General features: G+C 66.1%; 22 protein-coding genes. 12 read left to right on the forward strand and 10 right to left on the reverse strand.

All coding sequences use genetic code 11. From position 1 onward, the window contains the following. Window positions 1–3 precede the first annotated feature (3 nt). Genes ACFR9U_RS07550 through dcd form a run of 4 tightly spaced genes read right to left on the reverse strand, consistent with a single transcriptional unit; the run spans window position 4 to window position 3,460 of the window. Complete coding sequence (locus ACFR9U_RS07550) at window positions 4–1,260, reverse strand: hypothetical protein (RefSeq protein WP_247375921.1); 1,257 nt, start codon at window positions 1,258–1,260, stop codon at window positions 4–6. Between the two features lie 43 nt (window positions 1,261–1,303). Then, window positions 1,304–1,975, reverse strand: a complete 672-nt coding sequence (locus ACFR9U_RS07555) for a class I SAM-dependent methyltransferase (RefSeq protein WP_247375918.1) — start codon at window positions 1,973–1,975, stop codon at window positions 1,304–1,306. A gap of 1 nt (window position 1,976) precedes the next feature. Further along, the gene (locus ACFR9U_RS07560; protein WP_247375915.1) at window positions 1,977–2,873 is read right to left on the reverse strand and encodes a thiamine-phosphate synthase family protein; all 897 of its coding nucleotides are present in this window, start codon (window positions 2,871–2,873) and stop codon (window positions 1,977–1,979) included. After that, window positions 2,870–3,460: a dCTP deaminase gene (gene dcd / locus ACFR9U_RS07565; protein ID WP_247375913.1), complete on the reverse strand. Its 591-nt coding sequence runs from the start codon at window positions 3,458–3,460 to the stop codon at window positions 2,870–2,872. Before dcd ends, ACFR9U_RS07560 begins: the two co-directional genes overlap by 4 nt. Before the next feature lie 96 nt (window positions 3,461–3,556). Here dcd and pth2 point away from each other — a divergent pair, with 96 nt between their 5' ends. Continuing rightward, the gene (gene pth2, locus ACFR9U_RS07570; protein ID WP_247375910.1) at window positions 3,557–3,895 is read left to right on the forward strand and encodes a peptidyl-tRNA hydrolase Pth2; all 339 of its coding nucleotides are present in this window, start codon (window positions 3,557–3,559) and stop codon (window positions 3,893–3,895) included. Here pth2 and ACFR9U_RS07575 read toward each other — a convergent pair. Then, window positions 3,884–9,799 carry a S8 family serine peptidase gene (locus tag ACFR9U_RS07575; protein WP_247375908.1) on the reverse strand — a complete coding sequence of 1,972 codons (5,916 nt, stop codon included), beginning with the start codon at window positions 9,797–9,799 and terminating at the stop codon, window positions 3,884–3,886. The genes pth2 and ACFR9U_RS07575 overlap by 12 nt on opposite strands. Before the next feature lie 344 nt (window positions 9,800–10,143). On the opposite strand from ACFR9U_RS07575, the gene ACFR9U_RS07580 reads away from it, so the two are divergent. Next, window positions 10,144–10,587 (forward strand): universal stress protein, encoded by a 444-nt coding sequence (locus ACFR9U_RS07580; RefSeq protein WP_282594158.1) that lies wholly within the window; start codon window positions 10,144–10,146, stop codon window positions 10,585–10,587. Window positions 10,588–10,591: 4 nt separating this feature from the next. Here ACFR9U_RS07580 and ACFR9U_RS07585 read toward each other — a convergent pair whose 3' ends face one another. The 3 genes from ACFR9U_RS07585 to ACFR9U_RS07595 form a co-directional block, all read right to left on the reverse strand. After that, entirely contained in the window at window positions 10,592–11,893 is a 1,302-nt protein-coding gene (locus tag ACFR9U_RS07585; RefSeq protein ID WP_247375903.1) for an acyl-CoA dehydrogenase family protein, read from the reverse strand. Next, window positions 11,890–12,684 (reverse strand): acetoacetate decarboxylase family protein, encoded by a 795-nt coding sequence (locus tag ACFR9U_RS07590; protein ID WP_247375901.1) that lies wholly within the window; start codon window positions 12,682–12,684, stop codon window positions 11,890–11,892. Before ACFR9U_RS07590 ends, ACFR9U_RS07585 begins: the two co-directional genes overlap by 4 nt. 87 nt (window positions 12,685–12,771) lie before the next feature. Then, complete coding sequence (locus tag ACFR9U_RS07595) at window positions 12,772–14,025, reverse strand: CBS domain-containing protein (RefSeq protein ID WP_247375899.1); 1,254 nt, start codon at window positions 14,023–14,025, stop codon at window positions 12,772–12,774. Window positions 14,026–14,272: 247 nt separating this feature from the next. Here ACFR9U_RS07595 and truD point away from each other — a divergent pair, with 247 nt between their 5' ends. The 8 genes from truD to ACFR9U_RS07635 all read left to right on the forward strand — a co-directional run bounded on the left by truD (window position 14,273) and on the right by ACFR9U_RS07635 (window position 21,435). Then, the gene (gene truD, locus ACFR9U_RS07600; RefSeq protein ID WP_247376138.1) at window positions 14,273–15,622 is read left to right on the forward strand and encodes a tRNA pseudouridine(13) synthase TruD; all 1,350 of its coding nucleotides are present in this window, start codon (window positions 14,273–14,275) and stop codon (window positions 15,620–15,622) included. A gap of 41 nt (window positions 15,623–15,663) precedes the next feature. Beyond that, window positions 15,664–16,389: a DUF2103 domain-containing protein gene (locus ACFR9U_RS07605; RefSeq protein WP_247375896.1), complete on the forward strand. Its 726-nt coding sequence runs from the start codon at window positions 15,664–15,666 to the stop codon at window positions 16,387–16,389. A 99-nt stretch (window positions 16,390–16,488) separates the two neighbouring features. Continuing rightward, window positions 16,489–16,824, forward strand: a complete 336-nt coding sequence (locus ACFR9U_RS07610; protein WP_247375893.1) for a DsrE family protein — start codon at window positions 16,489–16,491, stop codon at window positions 16,822–16,824. Window positions 16,825–16,947: 123 nt separating this feature from the next. Further along, entirely contained in the window at window positions 16,948–17,223 is a 276-nt protein-coding gene (locus tag ACFR9U_RS07615; RefSeq protein WP_247375891.1) for a 50S ribosomal protein L37ae, read from the forward strand. Window positions 17,224–17,249: 26 nt separating this feature from the next. Next, complete coding sequence (locus ACFR9U_RS07620) at window positions 17,250–17,384, forward strand: DNA-directed RNA polymerase subunit P (RefSeq protein WP_247375889.1); 135 nt, start codon at window positions 17,250–17,252, stop codon at window positions 17,382–17,384. 4 nt (window positions 17,385–17,388) lie between these two features. Further along, a complete protein-coding gene (locus tag ACFR9U_RS07625; RefSeq protein WP_247375887.1) occupies window positions 17,389–17,643 on the forward strand; it encodes a KEOPS complex subunit Pcc1 in 255 nt (84 codons plus the stop codon). Between the two features lie 76 nt (window positions 17,644–17,719). Further along, the gene (locus ACFR9U_RS07630) at window positions 17,720–20,968 is read left to right on the forward strand and encodes a PAS domain S-box protein (protein ID WP_247375885.1); all 3,249 of its coding nucleotides are present in this window, start codon (window positions 17,720–17,722) and stop codon (window positions 20,966–20,968) included. Window positions 20,969–21,033: 65 nt separating this feature from the next. After that, window positions 21,034–21,435, forward strand: coding sequence for a DUF7344 domain-containing protein (locus ACFR9U_RS07635; RefSeq protein ID WP_379814080.1), 402 nt, complete (start codon window positions 21,034–21,036; stop codon window positions 21,433–21,435). A gap of 84 nt (window positions 21,436–21,519) precedes the next feature. Here ACFR9U_RS07635 and ACFR9U_RS07640 read toward each other — a convergent pair whose 3' ends face one another. Continuing rightward, window positions 21,520–21,759, reverse strand: coding sequence for a hypothetical protein (locus tag ACFR9U_RS07640; protein WP_247375881.1), 240 nt, complete (start codon window positions 21,757–21,759; stop codon window positions 21,520–21,522). Window positions 21,760–21,918: 159 nt separating this feature from the next. On the opposite strand from ACFR9U_RS07640, the gene ACFR9U_RS07645 reads away from it, so the two are divergent. Both ACFR9U_RS07645 and ACFR9U_RS07650 read left to right on the forward strand, forming a co-directional pair. Continuing rightward, a complete protein-coding gene (locus tag ACFR9U_RS07645; protein WP_247375880.1) occupies window positions 21,919–22,314 on the forward strand; it encodes a prefoldin subunit beta in 396 nt (131 codons plus the stop codon). Window positions 22,315–22,320: 6 nt separating this feature from the next. Next, the gene (locus tag ACFR9U_RS07650) at window positions 22,321–22,563 is read left to right on the forward strand and encodes a DUF3194 domain-containing protein (RefSeq protein WP_247375878.1); all 243 of its coding nucleotides are present in this window, start codon (window positions 22,321–22,323) and stop codon (window positions 22,561–22,563) included. A gap of 12 nt (window positions 22,564–22,575) precedes the next feature. Here ACFR9U_RS07650 and ACFR9U_RS07655 read toward each other — a convergent pair whose 3' ends face one another. Further along, window positions 22,576–24,597 carry a BGTF surface domain-containing protein gene (locus ACFR9U_RS07655; protein ID WP_247375877.1) on the reverse strand — a complete coding sequence of 674 codons (2,022 nt, stop codon included), beginning with the start codon at window positions 24,595–24,597 and terminating at the stop codon, window positions 22,576–22,578. Window positions 24,598–24,898 lie beyond the last annotated feature (301 nt).

Consider the following 24,898-nt stretch of genomic DNA (forward strand, 5'->3'; position numbering starts at 1 on the left):
ACGTCAGGCGCCGACGGCGACAGAAACGTTGCTGGTCGTTCCGGTCACGGTCGCGTTGGCCACGAAGGCATCGTCGCCGAACACGAGCGCGGTCGTGCCGTCGCTGACGCGAGTGACCGCGAACTCGTACGTCGAGGCGTCGTTGCGTCGCTCGGCGAAGGTTCGGAGCGCGCTCGCGGCCTCGTCGGCTTCGCTCGCGTCGTCCCACCGGTGGACCCAGGCCCAGCCGTAGCGCTCGTCACCGCCGGTGTGCCGGAAGATCGCGATCTCGTCTCTCCCCCAGCCGGCGGCTGCCTCTGCGGCTCTGGACTGGGTCAACTCGGTGCCGAGCGCGCCCCGCGTCGTCATCTCGCCGAGCGTGTTGTTCCCGAGGTACTGCCACTGGGAGGCCGAGACGGTCGATTCGACGGCGAGGTCCGCCGGCGGTTCCTCGCGTCGCGTCTCGTTGTGCAGGATCTGCTCGGTGGTGTTGGGTCGGTTGTCGTAGACGTTCGAGAGTTGCTGCGGCGAGTCGATTCGGGAGGCGACGTACTGGCTGCCGAAGTAGTAGGGGGCCAGCGCGCTCCAGTGCGTGGGGCTTTTCGACATGTACTCCCGGGCGAACGCCGAGTTGCGCTGCACGTCGAGATACTGCTGTGTGTACGCGTCAGTCACGTAGACGGCGCCGCCTTCCTGGAGTGCCCGGAGCGTCTTGGCCTCGTCCGTGGTCACGCGCCCGGTTCGCAGTTCGTCGAGCCAGGGGAACATGTTCGCCTGGAACTGGATGCTGTGCGTGAACTCGTGGGCGAGCACGCGTTCGACCTCCTGGGGCGAACCCTCGCCCGGATGGACGTACACGTACCCAGTGAACTTCGTGACGCCGGTGGGTTCGCTCCAGTTCGCGGAGACGTTCTCGAACCCGAGCGCGTCGTTGATCGGCGCGGCCGCGACCCTGGGGAGTGAACTGCGCCACTCGCTGAGATTTCTGAGTTCGACTGGTCGCGGGTCCACGTCAGTCCCCATGAGCGACTGAACTCGTGCAAAGGTCCTGGTTGCGTTGACCCGGAGCGTCCCGTTCTCGACCGCGACAGCGCCGTCCTGTGACGCTCGCTCCGGCGTGACAGTCCCGGACGCGTCGCCAGTCGTCGTCGCTGTTCCGTTCGCGGTCGGCGTTCCCGCCGCGTCGTTCGTCGCCGTTCCATTCCCAGGAGCGCCCCCACAGCCTGCAAGGACGATCAGGAGGGCGAGCGCCACTGGCGCCAAGCGGTTAGCGGCCAACATAGGTTGTGGTGCCGTCATGACTGCAAAAAACGTTCCTGTTCGGTCAGTGGCCGCGCTCGACCTGCCCGGCGATCAAACCGAGATAGCCACCCGAGAACTCCTCGTAGCGCCGGTCGACGGTTCGCTCGGTCAGCGCGTCACGGGCGGCGGCGACGCGGCGCTGGAACGCGGCGGCCGGGGGTTCGTCCGGCAGTCGCCAGCCGGGGGCCGACGCCCAGACGAACGCCTCGAAGGCGAGGTTCAGCGGCTGGGCCAGCAGCCGGTCGCTGCGCTGGAAGTTGAGCAGGGCGACGCGGCCGCCCGGACAGAGCGCACACCAGTCCGCGACGGCCGACGCTGGGTCCGGAAACATCCCGACGACGAACGTCCCCAGAACGGCGTCGACCGGCCCGTCGATGGGCGGTTGTGTCGCGTCCGCCTGGACGAGGTGGACGTTCTGCCACCCCTCGCGGTCGACGCGCTCGCGGGCGCGATCCAGTAGTTCGGGCGTCACGTCGAGGCCCACGACGGCGCCGTCTGGGCCGACGCGCTCGCGGAGGTGCGGGAGGTTGGCGCCCGTGCCACAGCCCATATCGACGACGGTGTCGCCGGAGGTAAGTTCGAGTGCGTCTGCGGCCCGCCGGCGCCACGAGGTCACGCCGGGCGCCCTCGCGAGCGCGTCGTAGAGGCTGGCCCAGCGACCGTAGAACGACTGTGTCGCGGTGACCGAATCCATCTCAGAGCGCGTCCCGGACTGCTCCGGCGACGGTCGGCGCGTCGGGACCGAGGACGTAGATGATGGGTTCGAGGCCGAACCCACCGGTCTGATAGATCACGCCGGCGTTCGGTTCTGCGTCCAGTGCGGCGGCGACCCCGTCCTCGACACCCTGGTCGGCGTCGAACTCCACGGTGTCGTACCCGCTGGCTTCGAGCGCCTCCAGCAGGCTCGAATCGTAACTCACGTTCAGCGCGGCGCGGGCGTCGCTGCCGTTGGCGCGCGCGGTCAACAGGACGTTCGCGACGTACTCGCTGACGCCGAACTCGGGTTCCGCCGGGACCTCGGGGCGTCCCTTCAGGTCGATGATGCGGCCCGGCACCGCGACGACGTCCTCGATGCTGTCGGCGTCGGGCAGCGCCTCGACGAGGTTAGTGCCGACGGCCGGGATGTGCCTGGCGAACTCGGTCGTGTTCTCGACGATCGCGAGGCCGCGGCGGACCGACGCGAGCGCCTGCTCTGCGATGCGGACGTCGCTGTCGGGATCGTGAACCGCGAACGCGCCGCCGTATTCGGCGAGTTCCGGGACGGCCTCCTGGTGGAGCTGTGCCAGCACGTCACCCTGTTCGAGTTGGCGGATGACGACCTCGGCTTCGACGAGGGCCTGGACTGGACTCATCTCCCCGCCCGTGAGGCCGTCGGCGAGGCGCTCGACGAGTTCGACCACGCGCTCGTCGTCTTCGAGCCGTTCGTTGACCGTCACCTCGCTGTGGACGTACTTCGAGACGGCGCTCTGGCTGATTCCCAGGAGGTCCGCCACCTCGCTCTGAGTCAGTTCGCGTTCGCGGAGCGCTTCTGCGAGCATCGACCGGAACGTCGGCAGGAACTCGTCGACGACGACCTCCTCGATGAACCTCATTTCTGGGTCCCGTGGAACTCGTGGTCGCCCTGGATCTTCGAGGCCTGCGGGCCGGTCTGGCCCTGGTATTTCGAGCCGCGTTCCTCACCGTAGGGCCGTTCGGCGGGCGTCTTGAGTTCGGTGAAGGTGAGCTGTGAGATGCGCATGCCAGGGGTCAGCGCCACCGGGGCGGTCCCGAGGTTCGACAGTTCGAGCGTGATCTGGCCCTCGTAGCCCGGATCACAGAGGCCCGCCGTGGCGTGGACGACGATGGCCAGTCGACCCAGCGACGAGCGACCCTCGACGTGCGCGATGAGGTCGGCGGGAATCTCGACGCGCTCGACGGTCGTGCCGAGCACGAAGTCGCCGGGGTGGAGGATGTACTCGTCGCCCTCCTCGACGTACGTTTCGTCGACGTACTCTTCGACTTCCTGTTCGCTGTTGGGGTGGATACAGGGGATGTTGGCGTGCTGGAACTCCAGGAACTCACGCCCCAGTCTGAGGTCGACGCTGGCCGGCTGGACCTGGATCTCGGGGTCCTCCAGGGGATCGATGACGAGGTCCCCTTCTTCCAGCCGCGCGAGAATGTCCGCGTCCGAGAGTATCATACCAGAATCACCGGGGCCACCGGATTAAAAGGAACCGGGTCGGCTCGAGCGACGGTAACGGGCAGACCTATAATCGCCGGTTCGTTCCGTTTGGATATGAAACAGGCAATCGTCGCGCGCACCGACATCGGGATGGGGAAGGGAAAACTCGCCGCCCAGGTCGCCCACGCGTCGCTGTCGGCCTACGAAGACACCTCGACGAAGACCAAACGCGCCTGGAAGGGCGAGGGCCAGAAGAAAGTCGTCCTGAAAGGCGAGAGCGAACAGCAGCTCTTCGAACTCGCCGACAAGGCCGAACGCGAGGGGCTGCCCAACGCGATCATCCGCGACGCGGGCCACACGCAACTGGACCCAGGGACCGTCACGGCCCTGGCCGTCGGCCCCGGCGACGAGGGCGCGATCGATCGCGTGACCGGCGAACTTTCACTGTTCTAACTCTCTCTGCCGCCGCCGGGCGAACAGCGCGCTCGCGAGGAGTGCTGCGACGGGCGCGGAGACGGTGAATCCGGGGCCGCTCCCGTCGGTCGTCGTGGCCGTGCCGGACGCGGTCGCGTTCCGCGGCCTCGCGGCTCTGGTTCCGCTGCCGTCCGGTGACGCTCCGCCGACGGTCGCTGGCACCTGAACGCTGAGCGTACCGGCGATCGTGCCGTTCATCGAGACCTCGTGCTGGCCGCGCGGGAATCTGTGCGAGAGCGCAACGGTGGCCGACTCTCCGCCGGCGAACGTCACCGACGCGGTTTCGACGACCTCACCGTCGGCTCGCAGCCCGAGCGTCCGGGTCGCCGTCGTCTCACCGCGGTTCTCCACGGTCACGGTGACCGTCGAAGTCGCACCGAGGTCGACCGTCTTCGCGTCGAGTCGGGCGTCCGTGACCACGATTCCCGAATCGCTGCTGCCGATCGCGAACGTGGACAGGCCGGGCGAGGTCGCTGCGAAGATCGTCTCCGAACCGTCTCGTCCGACGACGTTGGTCGGCAACGTCTGCCAGTCGCCGTCGTGATACCGGCGGAGCACCACCTCGTCTGGCGCCACGTCACGCGCTTTGAGCCTCTCGGTGTCGACCCGGAAGCGAAACGTCACGTTTCGGACGTTCTGGTCGGGCGTGTCGTGGTCGACCGTGATGTACCCGAACGAGTCCTTGCGTGCCTGCTCTCCGGCAGGCGGTGCCGTCGAACTCTGTGTCTTGAGCGAGTAGTCGCCGCTGCGCTCGAAGGCGACGCTGAGTCGGTCCACGTCGACGGGGCCGGTGTCTCGGTCGAGGTCGATCTTGACCGGTTCGCCGGCTGCCGCGTTGTTGACGGTGACGCTCGTCGCCTTCCCCTCCGGCGTGGTCCGCGTGTAGGGCGCCGGATCGCTGGGCGTGCCCGGCCCCTCGCTTACGGTGAACGGCTCGGACAACCTGTCGCCGAACTCGATCAGGTACTCCCCGGGCGTGTCGAACGTCTGATTGTACGTCAGCGTCCGGGACGCTTTCGCCGGGACGGTGACTGACTCTCGACCCATGATGTTGCCGCCGATCTTCATGGCGCCCCTGTAGCTCCCGCTCGCGTCGCCGTAGTTGGTGACCGTGATCCTGAACGTGGCTGGCTCGCCGACGGCGACCGGCTGGTCCGACACCGACGCCGTGAACACCAGGGCAGCGGAGGCACCACCACCGCCGGCACTGCCGCCGCCACCGCCACCACCGCCGCCACCACCGCCAGAGTTCTGTTCAGTGTCGATCGTCACGCGATCCGTGTCACCGCTCTGGACGTTCTCGTATGCGTCTGTGGCGGCGTCGAGAGTGGCCGTGTAGGTGCCGTCGCTTCCGGCGTCGTAGCTCGCCGTGTAGGTCGTCCCGGTGCGGCTGAAATCGGACAGGACGAGCGTCCTGCCGTCCGGACCGTCGACGGGGACGGTCAGCGCGGCGAGCCGCTCGCTGAACTCGGCGGTGAGTTGGAGGGTCTGTCCGCTGGGGTTCGTGAGGTCGAACCGGGTGACGGCCGGCTCCGTCGCGTCCTTGGTGACCCCGGTCGCAGCGGGGACGAACCCGCTGGGATTGCGATGCCCTGCCTCGTCGACGAGCGACGCTGCGGCTGTCACCTCACCGTCGGCGAGCGAACTGGCGTCGACCGAGACGGTCTGGCTCGTCGCGTCGGCTGCGGCGGCCGTCGCAGTCGCCGTCGCCCCGTTCGAATCGGTGAGCCGGACCTCGACGGTCGCGGCCTCGGGCACCGCAGAATAGGTGACCGTCACGTCGACGCTGGTTTCGTTCGCCCCGCCGATCGCCGGCACTGCGAACACCGTCCCAGACGGGTCGGCAGGCGGCGTGGTGTCGAGTTCGAGCGTCGAGGTGGTCCCGCTCGCCGAGTGAGACGCCGCGTCGGTGGCCGTAACCGTCGCGGCGTAGCTTCCGTCGGTCGTGCCGGACGCGCTGACCGCCGTGGTTTGCTCGTAGGTCCCGTCGCCGTCGGCGTCACTGAGCTCGACGGTGCCAGCCCCGAACTGTGAGAGGTCCGCCGTTACGGCGTCGACGCTGCTGGCCTGATCAGTCACGTCCGCGCTGACCGTGACTTCGTCGCCGTCAGCGACAACGCCGTCGCCGTCGTCGTCGGTGAGCGAGAGCGACGAAACGGTGGGCGCCGTCGTGTCGAGCGTGAGCGGTCCCGTCGTCTCGCTCGCCGCGTTGTCGCCCTCGTCGGTCGCCGTGACTGATACGGCATACGCACCGTCGGTCGTCCCGGACGCACTGACACCGGGGGTCGCCTCGTATGTCTCGTCGCCGTCGGCGTCACTGAGCGTCACAGTGCCGGCGCCGAAGTTCGAGAGGTCGGCCGTGACGGTGACGCTCGTCGTCTGGTCGCTCGCGTCGGCAGTGACGGTGACGTCGTCCCCGCCGACGACGATGCCGTCCGAGTCGTCGTCGGTGAACGAGACCGCCGAGACAGCGGGCGCCGTCGTATCGACCGTGACTGTCCCCGTGTTGACAGTCCGTGACGCCGACGTGTCGTCGGTGGCCGTCACGGTCGCGTCGTGCGGTCCGTCCGTCGTCTCGCTGGCCTGGACGGTGACGGTCGCCTGATACGTGTCGTCGCCGTCCGCATCTTCCAGCGTCACCGTCCCGTTCCCGAACGCCGAAAGGTCCGCCTCCACGGCGGTGATCGTATCGGCGTCCGTCACGTCAGCGCTGACGGTCAGATCCGTGGACCCAGCGACTACGCCGTCGTCGTCGGCGTCAGTGAGTGCGACGTTCGACACCGTTGGCGCACTGGTGTCGACCGTCGCGTCGTCGGACGGCGACGACGTGATGTCGTTGCCAGCGGCGTCCGTGGCCGTCGTGGCCGTCGCGGTGTACGTTCCTTCGGTGTTCAGGTCGGTCGTCGCTTCGTACCCCGTCGCGGTCGACGAGAAGTCCCCCGTCGAGAGCGTCGCGTCCACCGGACCCGTGACGTCCACCGAAATCTCCGACAGCGACTCCGAACTGTCGAACGCGACGCGGAGCGTGGTTCCCGAGGGATTCGTCAACGCGAAGTTCGAGATCGTCGGTGTGCTCGTATCGAGCGTGAGCGTGCCAGTCGTTTCGCTCGCGGTGTTGCCCCCGTCGTCCGTGGCCGTAACCGTCGCGGCGTAGCTCCCGTCGGTCGTCTCGGAGTCGCTGGCAGTCCCGGTGCCGTCGTAGCTCCCGTCGCCGTCGTCGTCTGTCAGCGTGATCGTGCCGGCACCGAACTGTGAGAGGTCAGCCGTCACGGTGACGCCGCTCGTCTGGTCGGACGCGTCGGCGGAGACGGTGAGGCTCTCACCGTCGCTCACGACGCCGTTCCCGTCGTTGTCAGTCACGGTGGCCGACGAGACGGTCGGCGCCGTCGTATCGAGCGTCACCGTCCCCGTGGTGTCGGTCGCCGCGTTGCCCCCTCGATCAGTGGCAGTGACTGTCACGTCGTGTCCACCGTCGGACGCGGCCGCCGACCCGTCGACGGTGGCCGTTTTCTCGTATGTCCCGTCGCCGTCGGTGTCGGTGAGCGTCACGGTGTCGGCGCCGAACGCCGAGAGGTCCGCCGTGACGGTGACGGCGCTGCCTGCGTCGGACGCGTCAGCGGAAACAGTAAGGCTCTCGCCGTCGCCGACCGCGCCGTCGCCGTCGGCCGAGAGCGTGGCCGCCGAGACGGTCGGTGCGGTCGTATCGAGCGTGAGCGATCCCGTCGTCGCACTCGCGGTGTTGCCGCTCTCGTCGGTGGCCGTGACCGAAACGGCGTACCCGCCGTCTGTCGCTGCCGTCGAAGCGTCGACGGTAGCCGTTTTCTCGTAGGTCCCGTCGCCGTCGGTGTCGGTGAGCGTCACGGTGCCGGCGCCGAAGTTCGAGAGGTCCGCTGTCACGGAGGTGATTTCCGCGCTGTCCGTCACGTCCGCGCTCACGGTGACCGCGTCGCCGTCGCCGACGACGCGGTTGCCGTCCCCGTCGGTGACCGTCGGCGTCTCTATCGTCGGTGCATCGGTGTCGACGGTGATGGAGTTGCTCGTGGCCGTGTCGGTGTTGCCGGCGACGTCCTCGCCGGTGACAGTTACTGACTGATCGCCCGCCGGTGCGCTCGCGGCGACGGTCACTTCGGCGTCGTAGGTGCCGTCGTCGTTCCCGTCGGTCAGCGTCACGATGCTGGCGTCGAACGCCGACGCGTCCGCCGTGACGGTCGAGACGGCCACGTTGTCCGAGACCGACGCCGAAATCGCGACGGCGTCTCCGTCCGTGACGGTCCCGTCGCCGTCGGTGAGGTCCGTGACCGTCGCGCTCGTGGTGGACGGGGGATCGCTCTCGACCTGTGCGATCATCCCCGTCGCGTTGATGAGGCCCCAGCCGGTCTGGTTGTTGGGTTCCGTCCCGCGCAGCGAGGTCGCCTCCGAGTGGGCGAGACCCTTGAGTTCGCCGTTGGTGAGCGCGTCGTCGGCTTCAAACGTGAGTGCGGCCACACCGGCGGCGTGTGGCGCCGCGGCCGACGTGCCGTAGAAGTACGTGTACGAGAGCTGATCGCTCTCGACGGTGACGCCGTCGGGTGCTGTCACGTCCGGCTTGCGTCGCCCGTCGATGGTCGGCCCCTGTGACGAGAACGGTTCGAGACTGTTGTCTCTGTGGTAGGTCGCGCCGACGGTCGTGACCGACTTGCCGACGGCGGGGATCAAGAGACTCTGGGTTTTCGTCGACGGACTGAGTTTCGGGTTGTCGAACGAGAAGACGTTGAATTTCGTCGGCGCCTCGCCACTGACGTTTTTGATACGGATCGAGTGGCCCGCGTCGACGGTGATAATCTCGTACGGGTCGTACGTGTTGCCGTCTTGGGTGTACGAGGACGTGTCGACGACGTTCCCGTTCTCGTCGAGTTCCTGGACGTCGTAGTCCTCGTCGGAGCCGCCGGCGTCCCAGTCGTTCCACGTGACGTACAGCTCTGATCGCTCGTTCGTGACGTCGATCCGCTCGCTACTGTCGGTCACGTCGAGGAACCCGTCGTCGTCACTGTCCTCCCAGGTCCCGTTCCAGTGCTGGCCGTCGCCGGAGTTCCCCGCGGAGTTGACCCACACCCGACCTTTCGAAGTAAATGTGTCGATACGCTGGTTGATGCCAGCCGTGCCGTCGAGCGGGCCGGCGATGTTCGCCCAGCCGACGGACATCGAGACGACATCCGTTTGTGTCGAACTGTCGAGATAATCGATCGCGTTGTGAAGGTCAGTTAGGGTACTGACGCGGACGAGGACGAGGTTCGCGTCGGGGGCCGTCTCGGCGACCAGTTCCGCGGTCTTGCTCCCGTGCTCGTCTGACGATCCTTCGATCTCCTTGCCGGAGAAGTCTTTCGTCTGGACGACCTGATCGGAGATCGACGGGTTCGACGTGTCGAACCCCTGCAGATCGATGACGGCGACCGTGACGCCGTCACCGGTGTAGCCCGCGTCGTGCATGGCCGTCGCGTTCACGTTCGATAGTCCCTCGCTCGTCGTCTCGGTCACCGCAGCCGCGACTGGCGGGCGGACGACCCGAACCGCCGGCGACGACGCGACACTCGACAACGCAGGTTGTGGCAGCGTCGTTTCGATCATCGTCCCGGCCTGCCCGGTGATCCGGCCGCCAGCGTTCGTCACTGCCGCCGCACCCTCGTCACGTCGCCCCTCGCGGACGACGACGATCGCCTGAACCAGCTCGACGCCGCTCGTCGTCACTCCCCGACTGCTCTCCGGCTCGTCTTCCAACAGTCGTGGATCGACGGCCGGATGTGGGCGCTCTGCGCTCGATCCGGTGCTTTCGTTCGTGTCGACTGCGTCTCCCCGGACTGCAGGCGTGGCCGTCGATCCCACGGGATGCGCGATTCCCACTGTCACCAGTGAAGATAGAACCAGGAGAACCGCCAGCGTTACAGTTCCGAATGTCTGGAATAGATTTTTTGGTGACATGTATGGGGAAGCGCTGGTTCCTCATGCAGACCTAGTCCCAGGTTTCTAGGCTTATGATAGCTCTAGCATTCGATTAAATACGGATATATCTTCTTACTATACGTGTTTGTATTCGTGATAGAAGCGTTGACGCCTGCTAGTTGCGGGAGCCGACGCACACCAGTCGATTCTGTCGGCACGACGGGGCAGCGGCGTCCCGACTATCGCCCGTCGAGTGTGACGTGAAACATAAATCATCGACCGCCATTCGAGAGACCGAGGAGCTCGCTGGAATGTACGATGCCGTGTTCGCCCCCACTGACGGGTCCGACGACTCTGCTATCGCTCTCGACCACGCGATCGAACTCGCGGAACGGTACGACGCGACCTTGCACACGCAGTACGTGATCGAGTCGGTCCAGGTGGCCGACGCGATCGAGGATTTCACCGAGTCGGACGTCTACGCTCGACTCGAGGACGCTGGGCGCCAGGCGGTCGACGACGTCGTCGAAAGAGCACAGCGTGCTGACATCGACCGCATCGAGTCGTCGATCGTCAGGGGCGTCCCACACGAGGCCATCCTCGACTATCTCGACGAGAACGACGTCGACATCGTGGTCATGGCCACGGCTGGCCGAGAAGGGGCCGAACGGGAGATCATCGGCAGCGTCACGGAGAAAGTGATTCGGTCGTCGCCGGTCCCGGTGGTGGCGGTCAACGTCGGCGACGTTGCGTAGCTACCTACTCGATCTCGTAGTTCTCGACGACGTCCTCGGCGGCTTCGAGACTCAGCACCTCGGTCGTGCCGTCCTCGATGAGCTTGACGCGGGCGTCGCGGAACAGTTTCTCGACGAGGTAGTCGTGCGTGATGCCGTTGCCGCCGTGGATCTGGACGGCCGTGTTGGCGACTTCGAACGCCGCTCGCTTGCAGTAAACCTGTGCGGCCAGCGCGTGCTGGCTGGAAGCGTCGAACTCGAAGGTCTCCAGGTTGCGCTCCCAGACGTGTTCGACGACGGCCCGCGAGTAGGTGCGCATCGTCTCGACGGTCTCGAACAGTTCGTACAGCTGGAGTTTCACCGACTGGTGTTCACAGATCGGTTTCCCACCCTGCGCTCGCTCGCGGGCGTACGCGAGCGCTTCCTCGAAGGCGGCCCGGGCCAGCCCGGTACAGGCCGCGGCCATGCCCGCGCTGGTGATACAGAGGATCTGATCCATCGAGACGTACCCCGTGTCGGGGTGGAGCATCTCCGGCGTGAGGATCACGTTCTCGGGGGGGATCTCCACGTCGTCGAAGACCAGGTTCCCCTGGGGGCAGCCGCGCTGGCCGAGTTTGCCGATGGGGTCGCCCTGCTCGACGCCCGGCTGGTCGAGCTCGACCAGACAGAGCAGGCCCGGACTCCCGCCGTCGGGGTCCATGTTGACGTGGAGGGCGCAGTGGGTCGCCATCGGGCCGGCCGAGAGCCAGCGGGCCTTCTCCCCGTTGAGAATCCAGGTGTCGCCGTCCTGCTCGGCGCGGGCCTGGGTCCGGGCGATCGACCCGCCGTCGGTGACGCCCTCGCTGAGCAGGCTGTTGGGCATGACCAGTTCCGAGCCGTGGTCGGGTTCGGTGACGCCCCAACAGCCCTGGACGGCGGCGTCCTCGTCCTCGAGATACGGCTGGAGATACGTCTCGTCGAGCCCGTTCTGGAAGGGGAGCGAGGCGAAGATCGCGGGGATCAGATCGACGCCGAAGGCCATCGCCAGGCCGGGGTCGCCCCAGGCCAGTTCCTCCAGGAGGACGTGGAACTCCCGACCGGAGAACTGCCCGCCGCCGCCGACCGCCTCGGGGATGATCGCGCGGTGATAACCGTGTGACTTCAGCGTCCGCATGACGTCCCAGTACGGGGAGTCGTCGGCTGCGATCCGCTGATACTCGTCGTCGCTCATCCGGTCGATCTCCCGTCCCACCGGCCGGAGTTCCTCGCGGGCGATCTCGTGGACTTCTTTCCGCAACCGCTCGACGTCGCCGCTCTCGTACTCCGTATCGAGGTTCAGGTAGCTCATCGCTCGACGGTGAGGTCGCGTTCGACGCCGGTGACGCCCAGTTTCATGTCGAAGTTCGCGGAGAAGCCGGTCAGTACCTCGTCGACCGACAGCGAGTGGACGGGATCGATCACCGACTCGGCGTCGTAGGTCACGTCCGTCGGGCCGACCCACATCTCCCGGCCGTCGTCGTCCTCGTGGAACTCCATCTCGGCGTACCACTTGACCAGTTGCGTGAGCCCGTCACCGCCCTCGATGGGCGGGACGTGCCGGACCGAGAGCAGCGGCGTCGGCGTCGGGAGGATCGCGTCGACGATCCCGCCCTGCGCGCGCTTCTCGGGCTTGTGGGACACCGAGAGCAGCCGGGTGTCTTCCGGGCGGCTGAGCGTCCCCTGGATCGTGTCGGCCCGGGACTGGAGGTCGACGTCGGCGATCTTCTTCGGCGCGCCGATGAGTTCGCGGCCGGCGGCCATCGCCGCGTCGTTGGTGACGTAGATGTAGGGGATGTAGTAGGCCATGTTCCCCGCGTCGTCGGCCACCTGGACGATCGAAATCTCCTCGTGATACGCCCCCAGGTTACTGAACGGATACCTGGCGACGAGGACGCCGCCCTTCGCCGGCTCCGAGAACGGCTCGATCCCCTCGGGCAACAGGTGGTCGACCGACCCGTCGATGGTGAAGAAGGCAGCGACCGCCTCGCAGTCCTTGTACTCGATCTCGTACTCCACTCCCCGTGTGCGCGGTGACTCTGACACCCCGTACAGCGACGCGTCGAAGGGCGGTGCGAACCCCTCCTTTCCTTGCAAGACCATGTCACGCATACTGACCGTGGCGGTCAGCTTAGGTCTTGCCCACGCAAAACAACGAAAGAAGAGTTGTCGCCCGCCGGTTCGCCCCGATCACTCTTCGAGCATCCAGCCGAAGCGTTTCTGCCAGAAGGCTTCGTCCGGGTGCTTTTTCGACTGACCGTAGGTCTTGTTGTCGCGGATGCGACGATCGAGCGCTTCGCGGGCCTCGCTGATCGCGGCTTTCGCACCGTAGCCTTCGCCGGTGGCCATGAACAGGCCGTCGTCGGTGTACAGCCGGATGCGAGCCTGCAGCAGGGGCGTTCCCCGCAACTTCTCGTCGTGCTGGTGGAGCGCGACCTTCGCGTCGAGGACGGAGAGGTCGCTGTCGCGGCCTTCGAGACCGTCGATCACGTCCTTGACGTCCTCGAAGGTCATGTCGTCGAGGTAGTCCGCACCGTAGATCTCGACGGCGCGGGACCCTTCGGCACCCCAGGTTAGCGACTCCAGTACGTCCGTCTTCGTGAGGATGCCCGTGGGCGTGTCGTCCCCGTCGGTCACGACCAGCGCGGAGCCGTTGACGTTGTCCATCTCCTCGACGGCCGCCTGGAGCGTCTCGTCGGACGTGATGGTGCGCACGGGCGAGACCATCACGTCACGGACCGGGAGGTCGAGCATCCGCTGGCTCTCGCCCTCGCGGGCGCCGAAGCCGCCGTGGGTCGTCCCCATGCCCTGTTCCGGACCGTTGGCGTTGCCTCCCTGGCTCTTCGTCATCGCTCGGGCGGCGAGGCCGATGACGTCGTACAGGCTGAGGATGCCCACGACCTCGCTGTCTCGCGGGTCGCTTCGCTCCCCGCTCGAACGTTCCGAGTCACTTCGTGACTCGCTCTCCACCACTGGGAGGTGCGTGATGCGCTGTTCGCGCATGTCGTGGATGGCCTCGCCGAAGGTCGCCTCCGGGCCGACCGTGACGAGGTCGTCGCTGGACGCCTGGCCGACGGTCGCTTCCGAGAGGTTGGGCTGGACCTTCCCGATGATGCTGTCGGCCGTGACGACGCCGCGCAGGTTGTCCCCCTCGAACACCGGGAGCACCTTCGCGTTGCTGTCGATCATCAGGCGCGCGGCCTCGCGGATGTCCTCGCCCGGTGCCAATCGGGGCACCGACCACACCAGCGACCGGACTTTCTCTTCGGGATTGTGGTGAGAGGCGGCGAGTTGGCGGCGCGTGACGACGCCCTCGAACTCTCCGTCGTCGGCGACGACGACGCCTTTGACGTCCGGGTCCTCGAAGGCGCCGACGAGTTTCGAGACGCGCTGGTCGGCCTGAAATTCTACGTAGTCAGTTGAGACGATATCTGTGATGTCCATCGTTGGAAGGGTGGAAACTGCTGTTCGAACGCCGATACGTCGAATCGGTCTGTGTGGCCCCTACATCTGAACAGTCGACGGGCACACCCAAAAAGGACGTTCGTTGTTCTCACTCTTCAAGATTGAGTGTCGATAGCGGCAGCGCCTTCCGCTGGTCTGTCGACGGCGGACCACCTGCCGATGTCCAGCCTTTTACGTGCCCGCCCCGAACGCCGGAGCGATGACCGACGAGGGGCCGGACGGCGAGATGCGCGAGGCACACCCCATCGAGCGGGCCGTGGGGATGGAGTACTACGTCAGCGACACCGACGGGATCGGCGGACAGCTCCGGACCGATCCCGCCGATTTCCGCGTCGAGGAACTCGAAGCCTTCGACCCGGAGCCGGTCGACGCCGACCCGGGCGCGTACCCCCACGTGCTCTTTCGCGCGACGCTCCACGGCTGGGACACCAACGACTTCGCCAGCGCCCTCTCGGACGACCTGGGAATCAGCCGCGAGCGCGTCTCCTGGGCCGGCACGAAAGACAAACACGCCGTCACGACCCAACTGTTCTCCGTCAAGAGCGCCGACCCCGACGCGGTCGCCGACGTCGACCTCTCGGACGCGGACGTCGACGTCCTCGGCCGGACCGGCCGGCCGATCCTCTTCGGCGACCTCGCCGGCAACGCCTTCGAGGTGGTCGTCCGCGATCCGGCTCACCCCGACAACGTCGACGCGATCACCGCCGACCTGTGCGCGTTCGGCGGCCACGACCCCGACGCCGACGAGGTGACCGTCGCGGTCCCGAACTTCTTCGGCCAGCAGCGCTTCGGCAGCAAACGCCCGGTCACCCACGAGGTCGGCCTGGAAATCCTCCGCGGGAACTGGAAGGGCGCGGTCCTCGCCTACGTGGGCAGTCCGTCGGAGCGCGAGCCCGAGGAGACCCGCGAGGCACGCGCGTACGCCGACGAGACCGAGGACTGGGAAGGCACGCTCGACCGGTTGCCCGGCTGGCTGCGCTACGAGCGGTCGATGTGTCACCGCCTGGCCGAGGACGGGGCCGACGAGCCCGCGGACTTCCGCGCGGCGCTGGAGCGACTGCCGACGAACCTCCAGCAGTTGTTCGTCAACGCCGCCCAGTCGTACGTGTTCAACCGGATTCTCTCCGAGCGGCTGGCCCGCGGGCTGCCCTTCGACCGCCCCGTGGCGGGCGACGTGGTCTGTTTCGCCGACCGGGACGCGCCGAAGGAACTGCCGTTGCCTGACACCGATCGCACGCAGCGCGTCGACGCGGACCGGGTAGACACCGTCACGCGTCACTGCGAACGCGGCCGCGCGTTCGTCACCGCGCCGCTCGTCGGGACCGAGACGGAGCTGGGCGACGGCGAACCGGGCGAGATCGAGCGAGCAGTACTGGACGACGTGGGGATCGAGCCGGCGGACTTCGACCTGCCGGGCGAGTTCCACTCGGCGGGGACGCGGCGGGCCGTGGCGGTGCGGACCGCACTGGACGTCGAGCGCGACCCGCTCACCTTCGCGTTCCGGTTGCCCAAGGGGAGCTACGCCACGGTGCTGTTGCGGGAGTATCTGAAGCGAGATCCCGAGGCGCTCAGCTAAAAACCGTCTCGCTTATCCGACAGACGTTCCGAGGGGGAGACATGGACTGTCGGCAGTGCGCGTCCGCGCTCGAACGACCGGGAGACTACTGCCTGGTCTGCCGGTCCGCCAACGCCGACACTGTGGTCTTGGACCTCGCCCGCGACCGCGCGACCATCACGACACTGTACGAGGACGAGGTGGTCGGCGCGCGGACGGAGACGACGACGCCGGAGGAGCCCGACGGCGAGTCGGACGTCGTCGAACTGCGCAACTTCGCCGGCCTCGTCGCCGACGAGGTCCGCCGCAAGCGGCCCGAGGAGGTGTACGCGACAGGCGATCGCGAGGTGCTCCGGGCGGTCAGGGGCCAACTGCACTACGAGTTCTACCGCGTCTCCGCCGACGATCCCGTGACGGCGGTCATCGAGCGGCGCGGTCGCCCGGCGCTGGAGGTCGTCGAGGGGTCGATGGCCGAGAAACTGGGCGGGTCACACACGACGCTCATCGGCGAGCGAGCGGGCAAGCGCGCACTGGAGACCGTGGCGAGCCACCCCCACGTCAAGAAGATCATTCCGGGACCGATCGACGCCGGCGGGTCGGGGTCGCGGACGGGCGTTCGCGCGAAAGCGACCCGGGCCGACGCCAACGGGAACGTCCGGTTGCTCATCCGCGACGGGTCGAGCGTCCAGGAGAATCGCGTGGTGACGACGGCGGGCGATCGCGAACTCGGCGAGCAGGTGCGTGAAGACATCAACCAGGCGCTCGTCGAGGCCGAACTGAAGGACTGACCCAGAGCGTCAGTTCGGACGAGGTCACACACGTCTCCCCGGCGCCTGCTGGAACGTGCAGGCAGCTAGTATTCCTCGTGGGATTCCGTACAGCGTGGCATGGACGTTGTCGTGCACCTGATCTCGGGCATCGGCGGGGAACAGGACACGTCGTTCGCCATCGTCGAGAACCTGCTGGACGCCGACGCTGACATCGACGAGCTGGTGGTCGTCGCCCAGTCGCAGGGAATCGAGGCCGTAACCGCGGGCGGGGAGACGGAACACAAGGTGCGGTCACTGCTCGACGCCGGCGTCTCGTTCGTGGCGTGCCGGAACACGCTCGACACGATGGATCTGGACGAATCGGACCTGGTGGACGGCGTGGACGTCGTTCCGGAGGGCGCCGTCGAGGTGATCCGGCTCCAGACCGAGGGGTACGCGTACCTGCGACCCTGATCTCGTTGCGCTAGGGGAGCAAGACAGTACCCTGGCGAAACGCGGGTGAGCGACCGTGACGGCGTCACAGCGGGGCTGTAGTTCGTAGCGCTTATGTGTGGGGTGTGCCGATGGTACGGTACTATGGCTAAAGATGCACGCACGGGGAGCGCGGGTCGATTCGGCGCTCGCTACGGTCGCGTCGCGCGACGCCGCGTCGCGGAGATCGAGAAGGACATGCGGGACGAGCACGAGTGTCCCGAGTGCGGTGAAGACGGTGTCGAGCGCCAGGGCACTGGCATCTGGCAGTGTGGCAACTGCGGCTACAAGTTCGCCGGCGGGACCTACCGCCCGGAGACGCCCGGTGGCAAGACCGTCACTCGGTCGATCCGCGCCGCACTCGCCGAGGACGAAGACTAAGTGCACACCGTCGCTATTTCACAGCTATGAGCTACAAGTGTTCCCGATGTAAGCGCGACGTCGAACTGGACAGTTACGGCGGCGTCCGCTGTCCGTACTGTGGACATCGCGTGCTCCTGAAAGAGCGGAGTCGCGACGTCAAAGAAGTCGACGTGAACTAGAGCGGTGCCGGAGTCAGCGGTTCACGACGCTGTTCTCGAGTTCGAGTACGAAGACGTCCGACGCGCGCGGATCGTCGAGCGAAGCGTCAGCCGGGAAGTCGGCGAGATCTCCGGCGACAGGACCCGAGCGACGATCGCGCGCGACGGGGCGGTCGTTGCAGTGACCGTGCTGGCCGACGATCTCGTGGCCCTCCGCGCGGGGCTGAACACCTGGGTGACCCTGATTTCGGTGGCAGAACGGTGTAGTGTCGCCGAGTGACGGCAGCAGTACGCTTATTCCGGTCAAGCGCGACCCGTTTACGCAGTAACAGGCCAGATGGTGGTGAACGGTTTTCATGAGTAACACGACAGAGTGGTTCCTCGACGGCGACAGCCGCGATGAGTGGCCGGAGAGCGACGACGTGATGCGAACGAAGACGATCCTCGATTCGATTTCGGACGCCCTCTACGTCGTCGACAGGCGGGGACAGTTCCTGGACTGGAACGAGCGGTTCTGCGAGGTGACCGGATACACTGACGAAGAAGTGTCCGAGTTACACGAGTTCGATATCATCCCCGATTCGTACGAAGCCGAGGCCCGCAGACTGCTCGCGTCGGTCGCAGAGGGCGAGGAAGCCACGCTGCGGGCGCCGCTCGTGACCAAGGGCGGCGAAGAAGTATACCACGAGTTCACCGCGTCACCACTCACCGACGAGGCCGGCGACGTGTGGGGAATGGTCGGTACAGCGCGGGACATCTCCGAGCTGTTGCAGACGCAGGACGAACTGCGAGAGCGCGAACGGCGGTTCTCGACGCTCGTGAGTAACCTCCCCGGGATCGTGTATCGCTCTCGGAACGAACCCAGCTGGCCGATGGAGTTCGTCAGCGACGGCTGCGCCGAGTTGACGGGGTATGACTCCCGCCAGCTCGAAGCCGGGGAGATCTCCTGGGGCGAGGACGTGCTGCATCCGGACGACCGCGAGCGAGTGTTAGACGCCGTCCAGACGGCGGTCGACGACGGGGAGCCGTTCACAGTCAGATATCGCATCACCACCGCCGACGGCACCGAGCGATGGTGCTGGGAGCAGGGGCGCTGCGTCGAAGCCCCCGACGGCGGCCCAGTGGTGTTGGAGGGATTCGTCACGGACATCACCGAGCGCAAGCGTCGTCAGCGGAACCTCGAACGGTACGAAGAGCTCGTCGATGCCGTCGGTGACGGCGTGGTCGTCATCGACGACGATCGGCGGCTGGTCAGGTGTAACGACGCGTTCGCGTCGATGCTCGGCTACGAGCGATCGGAACTCGAAGGAACGCCCGTCTCGGCACTCGTGGCTGGCGATCTCGACGAGATGAGTCGGGAAGTACGCGAATCCCTCCACGAGCGGGAGTCGACGGTCGTCTCGATCGAAGCCGACGTCGTCCGACAGGACGGTGAACCGATTCCGGTCGAGGGGCGGTACTCGCTGCTGTCGCCCGACGACGACGGGAAGACGATCGGCCTGGTGCGCGATCTCAGGACCCGCAAGGAACGCGCAACGCTGTTCGAGAGCCTCCACGAGGGAATGCGCGACCTGATGGACGCCGAGACGGTGACGGAGGTCGCGGTGCGGGCCGCCGACGTCATCGGTGACCACTTCGACTCCGTCTCGACGGCGGTGCGACTGCTTCGGAACGACACGCTGGAGCTCGTCGCCATGGAGACCGACGAGGAGCGACTCGCCGATCGGTTGCCGGGATACGAGGTCGGCGAGGGGTTCGTCGGCGAGGCCTACGAGCGAGGAGAGCCGATCCGCTACGACGACCTGGACGAGATCGAAACGCCGGTCGAGTACGATCCCGTTCGGAGTGCAATGCTGTTGCCGATCGACGGGTACGGGATGATAAACGTCGCGGCCACCGAACCGGACGCGTTCGACGAGACCGACCTCGAACTCGGACGACTGTTCGTCGCTGACTTAGAGGCGGCCTTCGAGCAGGCGGACCGCGAAGAGCAACTGCGAACTCGCAAACGCGACCTCGAAAAGTACGAGACGCTCGTCGAGACCATGAGCGACGGCGTCTACATCACCGACGAGACCCATACCATCACGATGGTCAACGACGCGCTGCAGGAGTTGACCGGCTACGCCCGCGAGGAACTGCTCGGGATGGAGATCAGCGACCCGTGGGACGAGGCGGTCGCCGAGCGCGGCCGTCGCGAGCGCGAGCGACTCCTCGCCGGCGAGGTGTCGGTCGGCAAGTTCGCCGGGGATCTCAGGACCGCCGACGGCGAGCCCGTCCCGGTCGAGACGCGGTTCGCGGCGCTCCCGAGCGATGGAGACTTTCAGGGGACGGTCGGCGTCATCCGGGACATCACCGAGCAGCGGGCGCGCGAAGACCGGTTGAAAAGACAGCGCGACGAACTCGAACGACTCAATCGCATCAACAAGCTCGTCCAGGAGACAATCGGCGCGCTGGCGTCCGCAGCGACCCGCGAGGAGATCGAGCGAACGGTCCGCGAACGGCTGGCGAAGTCCTCGCTGTACCGATTCGTTCTCACTGGGAAACACCACCCGGGGACCGAGTCCTTCGAGTGTGAAGCCGCTCCCGACGAGGGCGCCGCGTACGTCGACGCCGTCCGGATCTCGGCAAACGCGGGAGACGACGACGCCGGTCCCGCGGCCACAGCGCTCGAAACGGGGGAGATTACCGTCGCGGACGACGTGCTGACCGATCCCCTGTTCGAGCCGTATCGCGACGCAGCGCGCGACCACGGCTTCCGGTCGGTCGCTGCCGTTCCGTTCACTTACGGTGGCGTCACCCACGGTATACTCGCAGTGTACGCCGACAGGCCGGGCGCGTTCAGCCAGCGGGAGATCCAGGCGTTCGACGTGCTCGGCGACATGGTCGGGTTCGCGATCAGCGCGACCCAGAACCGTCGGTTCATCGAGTCCGATCGCCACCTGGAGGTGACCTTCAGTCTCACAGGCACCGACACGCTGGCGGCCGATCTCTCGACGAAGGCGGGCTGTACCTGTCGCTTGCTCGGGACCGCGGAGGCCTCCGACGACGGGCTCCTCCACTACGTGTCTGTCACGAACAGTGACCCCGAGGAGTTCGAGGCGGCCGCGAGAGACAGCGCGTTCTCGACGGGGGAGATCCGGACCGTCCGGGCCGACGAGGAGGAGATGGTCATGGAGGTTCGACACGACGAGTCGATCCCGCTGGTCCTCCTCAACTCGGGCGTCAAACCGCTCGACATCGTGGCCGAGGACGGCGAGGTGCGGATCGTCGCGGAAGCGCCACAGGACACCGACCTCCGGACGGTTACCGACCGCCTCGAGACCTACGGTGACGTCACGCTCGTCTCGAAACGGGAGATTCACGGGTGGGACGACTCGTCCGGAACCATTCGTGACGAACTCCGGAACGACCTCACCGACCGCCAGCAGGCCGTCCTCGATGCGGCGTACTTCGGTGGGTACTTCGACTGGCCACGGGAAAGCACCGCCGAAGAGATCGCTGCCTCGCTCGATATCTCCTCGGCCACGCTTCACCAGCACCTCCGGCACGCCGAGCGGAAACTCATCGGAGCGTACGTCGCCGACGAGCCGAGCCGATCCTGACCAACCTATGTATCTAGGCATGACGCTCATGGGGGCGGGCCGTCGACTGTGTGTAGTGAGTTTCAATGAACGACGATCACCAGCCCCATCGCGGCAGCGCTCCGCCAGCGGCTGACAATCCGCTGGGAACGCGGCGCGCGCCAGTGACCCCGGAGATCGATACGGTGTTCGAGCTGCTCGCAGACGTCGACCGCCGGCGCATCTGCCTGTATCTGATGCGCTCGGACCAGACCGTCGTCACCGTCGACGATCTCGTCGAGATTCTGGCCGACGAGGACGACGACCAGGAACGGCTCGCGATCGACCTCCACCACCGCCATCTCCCGAAGCTCGCGGACGCGGGGATCGTCGAATACGACGCCCGGTCGAACACGACTCGGTACTGGGGGCAACCGACGGTCGAGAAGTGGGCGGAACACGTCCAATCGATCGACGAGCAGAACCGGAGTTCCCGGTCCGCCCCCTGACTGCCGAGTCGCCTCTGAGGCTGGTACCTGATCTCTGCGAGCCGTGCCGAGGTGTTCTTTTTCCGTGCTCCCCGCAAACGACGCTCAGCCGGCCATGCGGAGGCGTTCGAGGATGTCGTCCAGCCAGTCCGGGATTTCGAGGTCGGCCAGTTCGCCGTCTCGCCAGCTGGTCACGAGTTCGGTGTCGCCCTCCCGGGTGAGGTCGACGCGCCACTTCCGTCCGTCCTCGCTTTCGATGTCGAAGCGTGCGCCGCCGTTCGCGAGTGGCTTTACGTGCTCGACCTCGACTGTCGTGCCGTCGTAGGCGGTCACCCTCTCTGCCATACAGGCTGAGCCACGGGCGGCGCGTTCTTAAACGGTGCACCCTGGCGTACTCCGCCGACGGCGGGACCGGCTCGGTCGCCCTGGTGCGATCGTGGCCGTCTGGTCCGGTCGGCTCCCCAGATGCGTGGGTTTTTCACTCCGGATGCCGAGGGTCCGGGTATGCAGGGTAATCTGCCGCCGGAAGCACAGGAGAAAATCGAGGAACTGCAGGACCTTCAGGAGACGGCCCAGCAGGTCGCGGCCCAGAAACAGCAGGCCGAGACCCAGCTCACCGAGTCCGAGACGGCCCTCGAAGAGCTCGAGGACGTCGACGAGGACGCGACGATGTACCGCGAAGTCGGCGAACTGCTCGTCAAGACCGAGTACGCGGAAGCCAAAGAGGACCTCGAAGAGAAAGTCGAGAACCTCGGCGTTCGCGTCGACACCCTCGAAAAGCAGGAAGAGCGCGTCCAGGAGCAGTTCGAGGAACTCCAGCAGGAGCTCCAGCAGCTGCTCGGCGGCGGACCTGGCGGCGCAGGCGGCGGGCCGATGGGGCCGGGCGCTGGCGGTGCCTGAGCAGGGATGGCCGAACCGACCGACGAAGAAGTCGTTCAGACCGCGGCGCAGGCAGCTGAAGGCCTCGTCTTCTCGCGGTACAAGCAATCCGAGGTCACCGACCTCGACGTGACGGTCACCTTCGAGGACGGCGTCCTCGACGTCGACGTCTACCTGAACGCACCCGACGACACCCGCGATCCCGAACAGGTCGCTGACGACGCGGCGCTCACCGCGCGCAGTGCGGTCGACGACCTGTTCGACGACTAATTTTTTCGGCAGTCAGGAGAGAGCGCCGAGAACGTAGACGCCACCGACGAGAGCTCCTGCGCCGAGCGCTTCGCGGGTGGTGACGCCGAGTGCGAGGACGTTCCCACCGAGTCCGTTTACCCCGCCGGAATCGTCCGGTGCCGGCGTCCGCTCGGGGGTCGGCGTCGATGACGACTCGGTCGGCGTGGCCGTCGGTGGGGTCGATTGGGTCACCGTCGGCGTCGTCGGTATCGGCGTCAGATCGGGCGGCGTCGCCGTCGTCGGCGTCGTGGCGTTTTCGACCGTGATCGTGCCGGTGACGCTGTCGTCGTCGGACGAAAGCGTGTACGTGTACTCACCCGCCGGGTACTGGACCGTCGTTCCGTCGAACCTGATCGTGTCCTCCTGGCCCGGCTCGAGGTGGATCGATTGCTCGCTCTCGACCGTTCCCGCGATACTGAGTTCCAGCGCCTGGGTGTCGGCCAGGGACCCGCTGTTGACGACGGTGGCTCTGAGATCGCCCAGCGAGTCACCGACCGAGACCGTGACGTTGTTGTGTTTGGTGATCTGGAACCGCTTCGGGTCTTCCGGATTGCCGACGAACACGGAGTCTTTCGTGTGCACGACCCGTTCCCAGACGTAGAGCTCGGCTTCGACGTTCGCACCCTCGTCGAACACGGCGGTGTCCGCGGTCGTACTGAAGGTTCCGTCGTCGTTGATCTCGACGTCCTCGATGGTCACCGTCTCTGGTGGCGACGCCGTCTGTGACACCAGCTGCAACTCGATTGGCGTCCCGGGTGCGAGGTTCGTGGTTCCCGAGATCGTCGTCGTTCCGTCGTTTTTCAGCAGGAGCGCGCCGTTGTTGGTGACTCGGTCGTACTGGATTTTCGGGCGTTTGAGTTTGAACGTCGTCGAGACCGTGTGGTTCGTGTCACCCTTGTCGAAGTACGGGTACTGGTCGTCCGACTTGATCTCGAACGGTCCCGGCATTCCACCACTGTCGCTGAAGTGGAACCACCGGCCGTCGTCCGACTCGTAGGTGTACTCCACCCGGAACTTGTCACCGGGTGCGAAGTCGTCTCGTAAGGACTCGTGTCCGGTGTTGATGACGAGATCGAACTCTCCGTTGTCGTACTGGAAGAACATCGCCTTCTCGGGGTTCTCATCGGCGGCTACGTCGGCGGTTACATCGTCGTACGTGATTCGTTTCGGCTCTTTGTTCGCCTTGGGGTTCGTCTGCTCGATAGTAATGGAGACGCCTTCCGATTCGTCGATCAGTCGTTCGAATAATTCCGGTGACGTCCCTGAACCATCGCCGAACAGTGACGTGTCGCTGGCTTGTCGGTCGTTCAGGTGCCACAGCGCGCCTCTGATGCCGGTCGTATCGAACCCGTCGACGATGACTCGATCGCCGATTCTGTAACTGTCGTCGTTTAGTTTCCCCCACGCGACGGTGTTGCGCTCGGTCCACTCGCCTTGCCCACTGTCCTTGTCTGCGCGGTCTGCAGGGGCGATGTACGTCGTGAGATCTCCGGGTTTGCCCGGTCGACTGAGCCTGAGGTTCTGCCGGTCGCGTGGGTTCTCGAAACTGGGCGCGCCGTCTCGCAACACGACCGTCTCGTTGTGTCCGGCGACCAACTGATACCGCCCGGGCTGTACTGGCCGCGGGAGTTGGGTGACGCCGATTTTGTCGCGGAGGTCCGCGAGCGTGTTCACGCCATCAACGTCGAAATTGACTCTGTTTGATGGACTGTCAAGCCCATTGTCGTACGCGTAACTCCACTGGACACCGCCGCCGTACACTTGCGCTTTCGGAGCGTCAGTCCCGAGGAGCCGCGTGTTGATTCGGAAATTCCCCGTCACGTAGAGGATGTCGAGGTAGTTCTGGTTCGATGACGTCCGCTGCATCTCGTCCCCGCCGATGATGACGTACCCCTCGCATGTCTGCGTCACTTCGACGATGTCACTTGCGTTCCCCTCGAACGGTCCTCCCTCCGGGTAGCAATCGTCCCCTTCGACGGGGGCTGCTGTGGCGCCCGCGCTTGCCAGTGTCACCAGACTCAGAAAAACGAGAACCGCTAGCCCAACGCTGTACAGAGCGCGAGTCAGTTGCTGGCCGTCCGTCGCGTTTTCGACTTCAGTCGAGATGCCAGCCATTGTCATTGTTAGGGGTTGTGAGAGTCACCAGCCGCCTTTGATGTCACTTACGGCGTCACTGGTTCTGATACGTATACGAATTGGTGGCTAGACAATAAACGTATCCCACGTATTATTAATATCTGGAATGAGGCCGACTGTCCGTTCTCGACAGCCCTGACAATGGACTAAATTTTATATCTCCGTACATTTTGGTTGC

The organism is Halorientalis brevis, from assembly GCF_042678165.1.
Lineage (GTDB): Archaea > Halobacteriota > Halobacteria > Halobacteriales > Haloarculaceae > Halorientalis > Halorientalis brevis.

What these genes read in the sequence shown, in the direction of transcription:
- ACFR9U_RS07550 (WP_247375921.1), bottom strand. Translation starts at nt 1,260, where the DNA reads ATGTTGGCCGCTAACCGCTTGGCGCCAGTGGCGCTCGCCCTCCTGATC.
- ACFR9U_RS07555 (WP_247375918.1), bottom strand. Translation starts at nt 1,975, where the DNA reads ATGGATTCGGTCACCGCGACACAGTCGTTCTACGGTCGCTGGGCCAGC.
- ACFR9U_RS07560 (WP_247375915.1), bottom strand. Translation starts at nt 2,873, where the DNA reads ATGAGGTTCATCGAGGAGGTCGTCGTCGACGAGTTCCTGCCGACGTTC.
- dcd (WP_247375913.1), bottom strand. Translation starts at nt 3,460, where the DNA reads ATGATACTCTCGGACGCGGACATTCTCGCGCGGCTGGAAGAAGGGGAC.
- pth2 (WP_247375910.1), top strand. Translation starts at nt 3,557, where the DNA reads ATGAAACAGGCAATCGTCGCGCGCACCGACATCGGGATGGGGAAGGGA.
- ACFR9U_RS07580 (WP_282594158.1), top strand. Translation starts at nt 10,144, where the DNA reads ATGTACGATGCCGTGTTCGCCCCCACTGACGGGTCCGACGACTCTGCT.
- ACFR9U_RS07585 (WP_247375903.1), bottom strand. Translation starts at nt 11,893, where the DNA reads ATGAGCTACCTGAACCTCGATACGGAGTACGAGAGCGGCGACGTCGAG.
- ACFR9U_RS07590 (WP_247375901.1), bottom strand. Translation starts at nt 12,684, where the DNA reads ATGGTCTTGCAAGGAAAGGAGGGGTTCGCACCGCCCTTCGACGCGTCG.
- ACFR9U_RS07595 (WP_247375899.1), bottom strand. Translation starts at nt 14,025, where the DNA reads ATGGACATCACAGATATCGTCTCAACTGACTACGTAGAATTTCAGGCC.
- truD (WP_247376138.1), top strand. Translation starts at nt 14,273, where the DNA reads ATGCGCGAGGCACACCCCATCGAGCGGGCCGTGGGGATGGAGTACTAC.
- ACFR9U_RS07605 (WP_247375896.1), top strand. Translation starts at nt 15,664, where the DNA reads ATGGACTGTCGGCAGTGCGCGTCCGCGCTCGAACGACCGGGAGACTAC.
- ACFR9U_RS07610 (WP_247375893.1), top strand. Translation starts at nt 16,489, where the DNA reads ATGGACGTTGTCGTGCACCTGATCTCGGGCATCGGCGGGGAACAGGAC.
- ACFR9U_RS07615 (WP_247375891.1), top strand. Translation starts at nt 16,948, where the DNA reads ATGGCTAAAGATGCACGCACGGGGAGCGCGGGTCGATTCGGCGCTCGC.
- ACFR9U_RS07620 (WP_247375889.1), top strand. Translation starts at nt 17,250, where the DNA reads ATGAGCTACAAGTGTTCCCGATGTAAGCGCGACGTCGAACTGGACAGT.
- ACFR9U_RS07630 (WP_247375885.1), top strand. Translation starts at nt 17,720, where the DNA reads ATGAGTAACACGACAGAGTGGTTCCTCGACGGCGACAGCCGCGATGAG.
- ACFR9U_RS07635 (WP_379814080.1), top strand. Translation starts at nt 21,034, where the DNA reads ATGAACGACGATCACCAGCCCCATCGCGGCAGCGCTCCGCCAGCGGCT.
- ACFR9U_RS07640 (WP_247375881.1), bottom strand. Translation starts at nt 21,759, where the DNA reads ATGGCAGAGAGGGTGACCGCCTACGACGGCACGACAGTCGAGGTCGAG.
- ACFR9U_RS07645 (WP_247375880.1), top strand. Translation starts at nt 21,919, where the DNA reads ATGCAGGGTAATCTGCCGCCGGAAGCACAGGAGAAAATCGAGGAACTG.
- ACFR9U_RS07650 (WP_247375878.1), top strand. Translation starts at nt 22,321, where the DNA reads ATGGCCGAACCGACCGACGAAGAAGTCGTTCAGACCGCGGCGCAGGCA.